Below are 13,131 nucleotides of genomic sequence, written 5' to 3' on the forward strand. Positions count from 1 at the left end.
TGCAAGGAAAGTTAACACAGTTAACAGCCATCATTAAAACACTTGATAACAGCTTAGTTGCTTTATAATAAATTTATATTTTTAGGTATATATGCAGGTAGTTGACATAGTGAGCAGTATTTACTCCCCCACTGGATACCGCCGCATCATCTCGCTCAACGCCACTGCCTCACCCCAAGCGCGTGTACACAACCTCACCCGGCATCGCAATCACAATCCTTTGCTGCCTCGCCACTCAAAAGGAGCAATCACCTCAGACTTAGCCTGTGCGGATTCCGGTTTTCTTTCTTCCTTGCAAGCCGCGACAAACACAGCCAAGGCGTGATTTGATCTGACTTTTCACGGTATGTAGAAAAGTCAGAGGGTGTGGGGTGTGGGGTTGCAGGTTCGTAAGGCTTTCTTCTTTTTCCCTACACCCTACACCCTAAACCCTAGCCTCATACTAAGTTGCGTTCAGACATAATATTCCTACTCCCTATTCCCTACTCCCCACTCCCAGCCCAATTTACTATCTTTGACTGCAACTTGGTATCAGCCTTAGCGGGGTTTTAGGACTTCCCGTGAAAAGTCTGATGCTGGTTGGAGTGTCGAGATTTTTCGCAGGCTTTTTAGGGGCTGCTTTAGCTAGTAAAATTGCGGGAGGTGTGGACGAGTGAGGAAATCTACAGTAAAAATGATAGCCCCTGAAAACCAGGGGCTATATTCAACAAAAGAACTTATTAAGCAAGTGCAGCCGCTATGGCTCAAGCGCTCATAGCGTAGCTGATCGCATCCCAAATTGTTTGATACTCTTTGTTTTGCTTTCGTCGGCAGTGGAAGGGAGGATTGTGTTCACTGAACTATATTAAAACTTCTGAACTTCTGCCGCAGTTGTGCCGCTAGTTTTTTACGGGCAGTATCCCCAGCTATTTCGATAGATTTCTCACTAGCATCACGAATACAAGACAAGGCAACATCAGGGCTACGGTAGGCTGATGCAATACGGCTGACTACATCAGAAATGGGTGAACCAACTAGCACCAAGGCTTTCTGCTTTAGTCTAGTCCATACATTGCGATCATAGTTACCGACTAGAGAGATCGCCTCATTCACCAATTGCGCTTCTTCCTCGTTGGCAACAACTGACTTCAAACCAAATTCCTCATCCTGCAACAAGTACAGTGAGATTTGGTCAAGAGTCGCCATTTCCATCGCTGTTATTGATTGAACCATTTTGTTTAACCTCCTTGTTTATTCCCCAACCACTAGTGGTGGACTTTTGAGCAATGTTGTGTCAGCAACATAGAGAGTTAAGTAAGTCGTGGTGAAAATTTATAAGTATGTAACAAACAATTAAGCAGAAGAATAAGAGTTAAATTTTACACGTTTTGTACTGTAGTTTCTCTTTTCACCTTTTCTTTGAACTCCATCAATGACAGCATAAGCAAGGTCTAATTCGTCATCAAAAGTTTTCGAGGCAAGTTCATCTTTTTTAAGGTGTTGCCACTCTAATTCAATGGGATTCATTTCTGAACAATATTTGGGTAAAAAGAAGATGTACAAACCCATGTCTTCCCACTTTGACCATAATTGCTGAACCTCTTTACACCGATGTATCGGGCCGTTGTCCTGCACGATGACTCTGATGCGTCCTGATTGTTTGGCTTCAAGTGCTTCAAGCTCCATCATTTGGATATAGGATTTGCGTGAAACGCCGCCAATCACCAAACCGTACACAAAGCTAATTAGGGCTTGCTGAAAAAGTCATTTCAAAGGAAGAGAAAAATTGATTAAGTAGTCAGTCCAGAAAAAAGATAAGTTTTTGTTGTTTAAGGTTTAATGAAATATCAGTTTCGATAATAGAAGAAGTAAAAAAAGACTCAGTTTTGAAAAATAGGCAAAAAAATACACAAAAAAGCCGTAATAGCAGAGTAGAAAGATTCATAACTAAAAAAGTTATGGCAATAGCGGTGAAAGAAGTATGAGGAAGTTTAGCCATAACTCTACCAAGGCTAAATCTTCGTTTACCTTGTCCAAACTTGCCCTCAATACAATTACGAATCCTTTCGTCATAAGCGGCTTGTTTCTTCTTTTCAGGGCTGACATTTTGGGGGGGTCTACCTAGTGGTGGGCCACTAATTCTAATTCCCCTTTCTTGACACCAAGCTCGATTCTCCCTCGTCCGATAAATCTTATCAACATGAACTGATTCAGGATAATATCCGGTGTAGTTTTTGTATGCTTCTACTTGTGATTTTAAGTCTCCTGATTCGTTAAAGTTGTCCCAACTAATATGGTCTAAAAATACATAGCCATCATAGTAACTAGCTGAAAACTTAGCCCCAAACTCTACTGTTCTCCCGGCTTTACCTCGGATAATCGGACGAATGTGTGGTTGGTTTAAACTGACAATGCGGTCTTGTATACTAATTTTTTGATTTTCATATAACCATAACTGTTGACGATAAACTTCTGCTACTACTAGCAACATCTTATATTGACTGTTGCTCAGTTTTAATAGTGACGCACCTAAATTTATTAGCTGCTGAATATGAGTTAAATTTCTGTTGATATATTGCAGTTGCTTTCTGATAGCTTTCCTTCTTTCTTTAACTGTTGGTTTTCTTTTCTTGGCTACTGCTAAATAATCCTTTCTTGCTTTGTTTCTGTAGGTTCTTGGTTTGTTGATATTTCTTACTAATAAGGACTTATATAATGTATCTATGATTGTTTCTGTTTGCTTTCTGGCTTGATTTAATAATCCTAAATCTGTCGGATAACTTATGTCTGCTGGCGCACAACTAGCATCTAATATTAATTTTCCTCTATTGGCTGGCTTACTTTTTGAATCCTCGACCTCTGGCTTTTTTGCTCTTACTTCTACCTCCTGTTTATTTTCTAACATCTTCCTGACTATTTCTTGATTGATTTTATTGACTAATTCTATATCTATCCTTTCTCTAAAATGAACTAGCATTGACGGGTCAAATGCAGATTCATTACTATATGCTGACATTCCTATAAAGTATTGCAGATACGGGTTCTCCCGAATTTGTTCTACTGTCTCTCTGTCACTTATTCCTAATTTTTCTTTAATTATTAATGCTCCCAACGCCATTCTAAATGTTTTGGCTGGCGCTCCCATTCTTGCTGAAAATATTTCTGCGTACTCTGCTTCAAATTTTGACCAAGGTATCATGTTCGCCATGATTACCCATCGGTTATCTGACGCTAGTTTTCCCCCAAAGGGTAGTTCAAAGTTTTCTGCTGCTTTTTCTTGCTTTTGCGCTCTTCGATACATTTTAACGCAACTTGCTACAAGGATTTTTACTTATCTTACCCTTTTTCTTTTCACCTTATTTTTCTTTCCTGACCCTGAAACTCTTCATTCTGCTATCTTTCGCCCTTATTCAGCCAGCCCTATATGGTGAGACAGCGCTGTATGAGGGTTTCCCTCCGTAGGCGACTGCAAACCCGAAGGGTCAAAATTGGATAGTTGCTTGGCATGAATGCCAAGCATGGGTTGAGGAACTGGTCGGTTCCGTTCGCAATAAGCAGGCATATTATCAGCGAGGTTTAAGGGCTATAACACTTATACAGCAAGCACTTTAGCTCGATTGTCGCCCCTTGAAGTCATTTGCGTAGCGTCCCGCTCCAGAAGATGTTGTCCTAGCGATCGCCTGTTTTATCCCGATTCTTGTCTCTTCATTGTTTGTCTATTTTGTCAATGCGTAAGTCCTATAGATGTGCTTTAATTCCAAAATTCTTTCATCTAAAGTGGATGTTTGAGTGGTTTATTCAAAATACTACTTTTGATTTTCTGTCTCTTCAGATGTACGGGATTTTTCAAAAATCAAATGCTAATCCTATAAATGCTGGGTGCTTATAGGATGATTATTACTATTATCGCTAGTCGTGAATTTTACTTCTCTTAAATTGGCTCCATTCAGTTTTGTCTCATATAGAATAGCTTCTTGCAAACTAGCTAAATATAAATTTGCTCCAGTCAAATTAGTTCTCGAAAGGTTTGCACCAGTTAGGTTTGCAGCACTGAGAATTGAATATGATAAATTTGCCCCCGCTAAGTTTGCACCAGAAAGGTCGGCGGCGATGAGAACTGTCCCGCAGAGATTAGCTTGAGATAAGTTTGCGCCACAAAGGTTAATACGATAGAGATTAGCGTTTTCTAGGTTTGCTTCCCTGAGATTTGCTCCTCGGATGTCGATATGACACAAATCTAATTGTTGATTTTCTGTGTCATGTTGGATATTTCTCCTTGCAATCACATCTAAAGCGCTTTGAATCAATAATGTTGAGCAACTATCTAACGGTGATGAAGAAGTGCTAGCAGCATGAGCATATATAAACTTGCAGAGTATCTCCATAATTAGCCAGTGATATTGAGGATAATTATGAGCTATTTGCTCTAACTCATAAATAGTATTTAGCCTAGTTTTTCCTGTTCGATACTGTAAATGCTTGAGCAATGTTTTTAATCGTCGATTGCTGACCAGAGTATCTCCATAGGCGTTTATTTGTTTACAAGTTGAAAGTATTTCACCGATAAATTCTACTATTTGGTTGTTGTATTGTATATTTTTGACGACTGTACGATAAATATTAACAATGCTATTTAGCATAACAATACCTTAGCCAATTTAATAGGGTTCAACACCTGTGGAAACGGGATGAATACGTCCTAAAGAAGTAAGCTTGGCAAAAATCTGATTTAATAAAATAGGCAACCCTAATGATAGTTGGGGAAGGCGATCACTTTTCTCGAACTTAGTTTTTTATAGCTTCCTGCTACAGCTAAATTTGACTCTTGCACCAGAGGCAGATGGAAACAGATTTTGATTCTAATTTTCAGGCGAATTTACTTTTACATCATCACAGACAACGCGAAAACCAATATCTTCGTACTTATTTTTTGGGTTGCATCGATGACGGTAGGCAGACCGACACATAACAGAGTCAGAGTACCAAGAACCACCCCGTACTACCCGAAATTGATTGCTGTTTACCCAAGCAATGTTATCTGTTGGTGCATCGTCGTAGGTGTCATGCCAAGTATCGATACACCATTCCCAAACCTGACCGTGCATATCATGCAAACCGAAAGCATTAGCAGGGAAACTACCCACAGGACTTGTCTGCCCATTAAACTTTTGATTACTAGAAATATGTTTACGGCTATAGTTGGCTAATTGATTTGTTATTATCTGCCCGAAGTAAAAAGATGTTTCTGTACCAGCACGGCAAGCATATTCCCATTCGGCTTCGCTAGGTAAACGATAGTTTCTGGTTGTTAATTTGGAAAGTCTAGCACAAAATTCATTGGCATCATACCAAGAAATCTGTTCTACAGGATGCTCATATCCTTTAAAAAAGGAGGGTCTAGAGATTAATGTTTTAGTCACTGGAGGGGAAAAAACCGCAACTTGTTGCCATTGCTTTTGAGTAATTGCATTTTTACTCATAAAGAAAGATTGAATATTCACTTGATGTTGAGGACGTTCATCATTTTTACTGTTTAATTCCTCGGCTGATGAACCCATCATGAAACTACCAGCAGGAATTTCTACCATTTCCAAGCTTACGTCACTAGCTAAAACTTCTTGAAAACTTTTAATCTCCGCATTTAAGGAAAATGAACGAAGATGTTTTTTAGCTTTTCCTTTAGTTTGATACACTATATTTTTTCGCTGGGATTTTATAACCTGCACATTAGTTTCCATAGTTCTTACTTGAAACTCCACAGAAAAATAGCTATTTTGCAAATTACGCATTATGTGGATTAGACGTAAAAACCCTTGATTTATCGTTGTAGAGATGTTGTATACAACGTCTCTACAAGACGTAGAATGCTCGATATTTTATTGATTTGAATAATTCACATCAGACGTAAATTACAAAAAGAAATACAAAAACACTATACATCTATTAACCCCACAATAACAGCCTAAACAATATGATCCCTCAATGATTTGTATAAGTGATTGCAGCAATATAATTTTGTAAATAATTTTGACTTTTCTAGGATTTAATTCTCTGAGGAAAGCGAATTATAGACGGCTCACCCAACTGGCTGTAACAACCTCTGCCACAACCTTGTGTAGCGCTGCTGGTCATCTGTGGTTCTCACAGCTAGAACGATCGCTTTCACCGAACCAACGACAATCGCTAATTTCCTCGCTCTTGTTAACCCTGTATAAAACAAATTACGCGAAAGCATGACATAGTGCTGCATATATAAAGGAAGTATCACCACAGGGTACTCACTCCCCTGGCTTTTATGCGCTGAGATACTAAACGCCAGTGTAATCTCGTTCAAGTCAGCATAGTCATACACCACAGCCCGACCACCATACTCAACCGTAACCTCCTGTTCCTCTGTGTCGATATTTAGAATAGTCCCCAAATCCCCGTTAAAGACCTCGCGGTCATAGTCATTCATTTGCTGAATCACGCGATCGCCCTCCCGCAGAATCATCCCGCCTCGGTTAATCTCCACCTTTCCGGGCGCAGGCGGATTGATCAGCTGCTGCAAAACAGCATTCAAATTCCGAGTCCCCACCAATCCCCGCGACATAGGAGATAGCACTTGCACATCAGACGCAGGGTTGAACCCCAGCCGGGGGATAAATTCACCCACCAATTCACAAATTGCTTGGACTCCGTGTTCAGGACTGTGACCGCCTCCATGCCATAGACAGTCCGACTGTGGATTATCGCTGATTGGCTCCATTATCGGGTAGTCGCCCTGGTTGATTTGGTGCGCTGCCGTGATGATTGCACTCTGCTGGGCTTGGCGGAATACTTGCGTTAGCTTCACCACTGGCACTTGCAGCGAAGTAATCAAGTCAGCCAACACTTTGCCAGGGCCTACGGATGGTAGTTGGTCGATATCACCGACTAACAATAGTTGTGCTCCACCAGCTACTGCTTTCACCAGGGAATGTGCCAGGAACAGATCGAGCATCGAAGCTTCATCAGCAATAATGGCGCTAAAGGGTAGAGGATTTTCGTTATCTCGCTTGAAACCCATAGTCTTGGGGTCAAATTCCAGCAAGCGATGTATTGTTTTCGCTTCCAACCCCGTCATTTCGGATAATCGCTGCGCTGCCCTTCCTGTTGGTGCAGCTAGGGCAATGTTTTTGCCCATCGCTTTCCACAAACTGACTATGGTATGGGTAGTAAAAGTTTTCCCAACGCCAGGGCCACCAGTCAGAACCATGACCGGAGAATAAGCCGCCATCTCCACCGCTTTCTGCTGTTGGGGTGATAGCTCAATCTTGCGGCTGGACATAAATCGGTCTAACCATGCACGAACGCGAGGGATATCCTGTGTCACTGGGTGGCGTAACCGTCGAGATATCAACTGTGCAAGGTTCTGTTCTGTGTAGAAGAATGTTGGTTTAAAACACAGTAGCAGTTTCTCTCCAAGATTGCCCCGAACAATCTCTCTGACTAAATCCTCTCTTGCACCCATGTCCTTGAGGATGGCAGCGATGCCTTCGGCAACCCGAAGCGGGAACGCATCTTCGGTTGGCTGATGGTCATCTGTTGTTAGTAGTTTGATAACTTTCTCTATTAGTTCTGGTTGTGGCAAGTAACAGTGTCCATCTTCGGCTGCTTCACTTAATGCGTGGATGATTCCAGCGCTGTAACGAAATTCTGAGCTTGAGGGTACACCAAGATTTCGCGCAATCTTGTCGGCAGTGAGAAAGCCGATGCCGTAGATGTCGGTGGCGAGTTGGTACGGGTTGGCTGTGACGGTGGCGATGGCGCAAGCGCCCAGCGTAGCTGATCGCTTTATCTTGATATTGTTTGTATATTTTTACGGCGTAAGTGGTTGATACACCATGAGTTTGCAGGAATACCATCACTTCCTTTATCGCCTTTTGCGTCTCCCAGGCATTCTTGATGAGCTTGATGCGTTTCTTGGCGATACCTTGTACTTCGATGAGGCGGTCAATTTGGTTTTCAATGATGTCGAGTGTTTCTAACCCGAAATGTGCAACGATGCGTCTTGCTGTCACTGGGCCAACACCTTTAATTAGTCCACTGCCTAAATATTTCTCAATTCCGGTGAGTGTAGCGGGTTTGGTTTCGTGGTAATTAGTGACATTAAATTGTGGCCCGTACTGCGGATGGTCTTTCCAGAAACCTGTTAGCTGAAGCGTTTGCCCTGGCTGGATATTGGCGAAACTGCCGACGATGGTGGTGAGGTCGGTGGAGCGGGAACGGGTTAGGCGTGCGACTGTATACCCGGATTCCTCTGAATGGAACGTCAGGCGCTCGACTACCCCGGTGATTGTTTCGTAGTGAGGTTGTGCTGATGGTTGTGGCGCGGTTGGTAGAGTGGACATTGGGTACTAAAAATGCCGCACACCATTATAAACTGGTGGATACATTTATTTTAGTACAGAAATACTATCTACTCTTTACAAATTATTTTTCAGTGTTTTGAAAAATTTTTAATAATCTGCAAACTGCTAATTTAACTAAGTTCTGGTCTTTTTCATTTTCTTTGTTTAAGAGTAAGATTTTTTCTCCTAATGGTGATGTCCAAAAATTATCTTCAGTTAACACTAAACGCTTTGATAAAATATCTTACTTATTTATCGCTATAGCAACTAAAAAGTTTGTTGGCTCGCATACATCCTAATTATTTTCAACCACAATTATACGGGCGATCGCAGCATTTTTTGAGTAACTGTGTACTCAGTAAAAGAACTGATTTCTTAACCTACAAGTGATGGTGGTAGTGGTAATTTCGGTGTTTGATAGAAATTAACCACAATTTTTCTTACCTTTTTGAAAACAAACCGTGTCGCTTATTAAGCTTATGCCGTAGAGATGTTCTATTCAAAACATCTCAATTAATGTATATGCGCTCGCGTTGATCAATGATGAAACATCGCATTGCTTACTATAAGGGTCTTTACAGAACTTTAATTTATAGAATTCATCAGTAAATAAACTGAGGTATTTATTTATTTTACACAATAAGCTGTGTGATGTATTCCTCATTATTCCGATAAAGAATATTACCTTTGCTAACTATTTTGTTATCTCTCAAGAAACAAGTGTGAGGAAGCCAAAACACTATTCGTAAAAGAAATTATGAGCGTATCATTTTCAGGTGGCAACAGATTTATAGTCGGTTCCGGCCCTTCTTCCATCGTAGTAAAAGACTTAAATGGTGACGGCAAACTTGATTTAGCGGTAGCAAACGCTACTGATAACAATGTTTCAGTCTTGTTGAATGATGGCAATGATGGTTTTGGCACTTCTACTAACTTCACAGTTGGAACTAATCCAGTTTTCATGACCTCAGCAGACATCAACAGTGATAACAAGCTGGACTTAGTAGTAGCAAATGCTGACAGTAACAATGTTTCAGTTCTTTTGAGTAATGGTGATGGCAGTTTTGACTCTGCTACTAATTTCACAGTTGGGATGAAGCCTTCTGCTGTTGCACTGGGAGACATCAATGGTGATAACAAGCTGGACTTAGTAGTAGCAAACGCTGATAATGACAACGTTTCACTACTATTAAACAATGGTAATGGCGGTTTTGGTGCTGTTACTAATTTCACAGCCGGGATGAATCCCTCTGTGATCGCATTAGGAGATATAAACGGTGACAACAAACTTGACTTAGTAGTGGCAAATGCTGATGATGACAACGTTTCACTACTATTAAACGATGGTAATGGCAGTTTTGGTACTGCTACCAATTTTACCGTTGGAGACGACCCTACTGCTATGGCAATAGGAGATATAGATGGTGACAACAAACTTGACTTGGTGGTGGCGAATTATGGCTCTGACCAAGTTTCAGTGCTGTTGAATGATGGTAATGGTGGTTTCGGCGCTTACACCAATTTCACTGTCGGGACAAGTTCTAATTCTGTCGTTTTGGAAGACATAAACGGTGACGGCAAACTTGACTTGGTAGTGGCAAAAGATGGGAATGCCAAAAACGTTTCAGTCTTGTTGAACGATGGTAATGGTGGTTTTGGCACCGCTACCGATTTCACAGTCGGAACATCTGCGGCTTACGCTGCTGCGGGAGACTTGAACGGCGATCAAAAACTTGACTTGGTGGTAGCAAACGCTGATAGTAATGAAGTCTCGGTGCTATTTAATAACTTTGCCCCCACAGATTTAATATTTAGTGCGCTCGGTGGCGATGACGATGGCAGTGGTGATGACGATGATGACGATGATAATGAAAAAGCCATCTGTGTCTTCAAGACTACTGACCCAGACAAAAACGACAAGCACACTTACACTTTAGTTAAAGGCAGTGGCGATACTGATAATGATACATTCATCATCGAAGGCGATCGCCTGATTATTAAATCTGAACTAACTAAATCTACTTACAATATCCGTATTCGCACAACTGATAGTGGAGGACTTGCTTATGATAAGGAGTTGGCTATCAATGTTAACGAACTGGGGTTTGGTGTCGCTAACCAAATAACTACGAGTGTTGATTTCATAAACATTACTCAGAATATCTTTACTGTCAAAAGTAAAGTTAAAGGCGGCAAAGCCAAACTCTCAATTAAAATTGAAAGCAGCACTTCTAAAGTAGTCAACGAAATTGGTGTATTTATCGTTGACGATGCCGAAGGTACCATTGATGGTATTTCTCCAAATGCAGCAGGTTACGCTGAAGCAGCCTTGAAACGTTCCAAGATAATTTGCTCGGCTATTGCTAATGCACCCACTGATTTTAATCCCTCTGAGTTGTCAAATTTATTAGAATTTGACTCCGGCTCAAACCTGCGATTCTTCATGATACGCAACAGCACTACTTATGCTGTGCTGTCGGGAGGAACTTCTTTCTCAGAAGTTATCTTTTCCTCTTCTACAAATGTACAAGTAGAAAGCTCGGAAACTGAAGGCTTTTCTTTGACTTGGAAAGGTGCATCTATTGGTGGCAGCGATTTTAAGATTAAGATCAAACAAACCAATGAAAATATACCTCTAGGTATAGGTTTGCAAGGCAAGAATCAAGGAGAACTCATCGATTTACGAGAAGTCAAAACCCAGGTAAAAGCAGAGTTTATTGTCAACAGAGAAGCTCGTTACGACAACTTAGTTGGCTTTTATAAAGTAAGTGATGAAGATGGTGGTATTGATAGCGATGGCAATGGCATTGTTGATGTGCGTCCGGGCGATGCCGGCTATCTCAAAGCAATGCTTAGTTCCCGCGTTGAAGGTATTGACTTGAAAGTGAACAACCAAGGTAAAGCAACTTTCACTGGTAGCTTTGAAGCAGGTTGGTTGTTTGCACCTTTTATTATTGTGAATTCGACTGTAGAAACAATTTTAAGTAGTAATTCCAATGAAATGACTGTTTTCTCTCCATTTATAAATGGTAATTCTGACAAAAACAATCACGTGCGCTTACTAGGGAATAACTGCTTTGGTTTTGAGGATATGGTAGGAGGCGATCAGGATTACAACGATTTAATTGTTCAAGTTAAATTGACTGTAAATACCTAATACCATTTTGGATTTTAAATTGGGGCAAAGTCTGTTTAACATAGTTTTGATTGTGAATAATTTTAACCCTACCTCCTGACTTGATAAATGGTAGGGTTTTTCTTGACACACATCTTGTACCTAGCCTTAGCGATTAGAAATCGCGGCTATACAAACGCGCGTCCGCTTACGCGGATTAACGCAAAATCAAGGATTTAAACCCACCTGCGTAGATTTTGCCTGTGTAGGTGTGACTTCCAGTAGCCTGGTGCAAGATATGAGCCTCCTACTGTCCATTAAAGAACTATTTGTCAATTTTAAGGAATTAATGTCTTGCAATGTCAGAGGCTAAAAAGCTTATATTTCAAAGAAATTAGGTTTTTGCTCGTCTTGTATTCTTTGAAAGCTTTTAAATAATTAAATGCCTTTTCTCTAAAAACTGACTCCTTAAGATTTAAACAATTAAATGCCTTTTCTTTTAAAAGTCTCAATAGACCACTGAGTTTTGCTGTCATTCTATAGAGCGATTGCCTCCGGCAGGCGGTTACGCCATCGCCTGGGCGCAGGGCGCTCTTAAGTGGGGCGGAGCATCGTTGCGCTAGTACAAGCAAGCCCCAAATCATGGTTAAGATGCCTGCAATGGGAGCATTTCACGATTTAACTGAAAAATTTTAGTAGATAATGAGCCTCGTTTTTATAAGTGAAGGGGACAGTAATTATTTAAAACTGGAATTTGAGGAGGTATAGATAACTCTAATTGCACAAGACCCAAAAAACCGAGTGACTTGACAGTAATTTTTAAAAACTGACAAATAATTCTGTATATTTTGGCACGGGGATAGCCTTAAATGCCTGTAGTTTTGTTTTACCTCGACATTACCTAGATATTACCTTGACACAAAATTTGATTAACTAATTTAGTCTAAAAATATACAATATTTTGAATTAAAAGCGTGTCTAGGTAAAATTAGCTTAAAAGCCTATCTAAAAACAAAATTATTTACCTAGACAATACCTATACACTACATAGAAAAAACATTTTACTAACTCAATTTATACATTAAGCCGAGAAAGACAAACCTTCAAGCGATAAAATGCTAATTCAGTCGCGCTCACCAGGACGTAGCCAAAAACTGCCACCACATTTGCAGTTGTAACTGACCTAGACGATCAGTGAACGTTACCTAGATGCAACCTGAAGCAAGGTAAACCGTGCAGATTAATACGTTTTGTAAAGTATTAACCGAAGTGCAGATATTGATGCTAATGAACAGTTAATATAAGGTATGGGCAAGAAGTATAGATAAACGCCCATCCATATCCCCTACATTCCCCGTAAAGACTTTGAGTTATTTCAACAAGTCAGCAACGGACACAAGATGTCCGAAAATCGGTGTTGTCAAAAATCCTCGCTCTTAATCGTAGTTTTCATCGGATAAAAGATAAGGGTCTCTTATTTTTATTAGAAAGATTTGTAGTGTATGTGGTACAAGTATTACACGAAAAAGAATGTACGGATGCGATGGCGTTCGCCCAGTTGATGCCGACATCTCCAGAGCGAAGCAGGAAGTAAACGCCAAAGTCCAAGGATGTATATCTGTGAGTAGCTTTGGGTAAGTTTGATACAACGGTTAACTGATAACT

The 13,131-nt window shown here is 40.5% G+C and carries 8 protein-coding genes and 1 pseudogene; 2 read left to right on the forward strand and 7 right to left on the reverse strand.

Annotation, left to right across the window (positions count from 1 at the left end):
- Positions 1-91 precede the first annotated feature (91 nt).
- Complete coding sequence (locus NSMS1_RS27670; protein ID WP_224087843.1) at positions 92-325, forward strand: hypothetical protein; 234 nt, start codon at positions 92-94, stop codon at positions 323-325.
- 506 nt (positions 326-831) lie between these two features.
- Here NSMS1_RS27670 and NSMS1_RS27675 read toward each other — a convergent pair.
- From NSMS1_RS27675 to NSMS1_RS27705, 7 genes and pseudogenes are all read right to left on the reverse strand, one after another.
- Entirely contained in the window at positions 832-1,212 is a 381-nt protein-coding gene (locus NSMS1_RS27675; protein WP_224087844.1) for a hypothetical protein, read from the reverse strand.
- A gap of 120 nt (positions 1,213-1,332) precedes the next feature.
- On the reverse strand, positions 1,333-1,716 hold the full coding sequence (locus NSMS1_RS27680) for a transposase (protein WP_224087845.1): 384 nt from the start codon (positions 1,714-1,716) through the stop codon (positions 1,333-1,335).
- Positions 1,717-1,777: 61 nt separating this feature from the next.
- Positions 1,778-3,280 carry an IS5 family transposase gene (locus tag NSMS1_RS27685; protein ID WP_224085439.1) on the reverse strand — a complete coding sequence of 501 codons (1,503 nt, stop codon included), beginning with the start codon at positions 3,278-3,280 and terminating at the stop codon, positions 1,778-1,780.
- A 105-nt stretch (positions 3,281-3,385) separates the two neighbouring features.
- Positions 3,386-3,541 carry a hypothetical protein gene (locus tag NSMS1_RS27690; RefSeq protein ID WP_224087846.1) on the reverse strand — a complete coding sequence of 52 codons (156 nt, stop codon included), beginning with the start codon at positions 3,539-3,541 and terminating at the stop codon, positions 3,386-3,388.
- A gap of 304 nt (positions 3,542-3,845) precedes the next feature.
- A complete protein-coding gene (locus NSMS1_RS27695; RefSeq protein ID WP_224087847.1) occupies positions 3,846-4,619 on the reverse strand; it encodes a pentapeptide repeat-containing protein in 774 nt (257 codons plus the stop codon).
- A 219-nt stretch (positions 4,620-4,838) separates the two neighbouring features.
- Entirely contained in the window at positions 4,839-5,672 is an 834-nt protein-coding gene (locus NSMS1_RS27700) for a formylglycine-generating enzyme family protein (protein ID WP_224087848.1), read from the reverse strand.
- Between the two features lie 383 nt (positions 5,673-6,055).
- Positions 6,056-8,351 (reverse strand): annotated as a pseudogene (locus tag NSMS1_RS27705) (ATP-dependent RecD-like DNA helicase).
- Positions 8,352-9,108: 757 nt separating this feature from the next.
- On the opposite strand from NSMS1_RS27705, the gene NSMS1_RS27710 reads away from it, so the two are divergent.
- Positions 9,109-11,508 (forward strand): FG-GAP-like repeat-containing protein, encoded by a 2,400-nt coding sequence (locus NSMS1_RS27710; RefSeq protein WP_224087849.1) that lies wholly within the window; start codon positions 9,109-9,111, stop codon positions 11,506-11,508.
- Positions 11,509-13,131: the final 1,623 nt, after the last annotated feature.

This window comes from Nostoc sp. MS1 (assembly GCF_019976755.1).
Lineage (GTDB): Bacteria > Cyanobacteriota > Cyanobacteriia > Cyanobacteriales > Nostocaceae > Trichormus.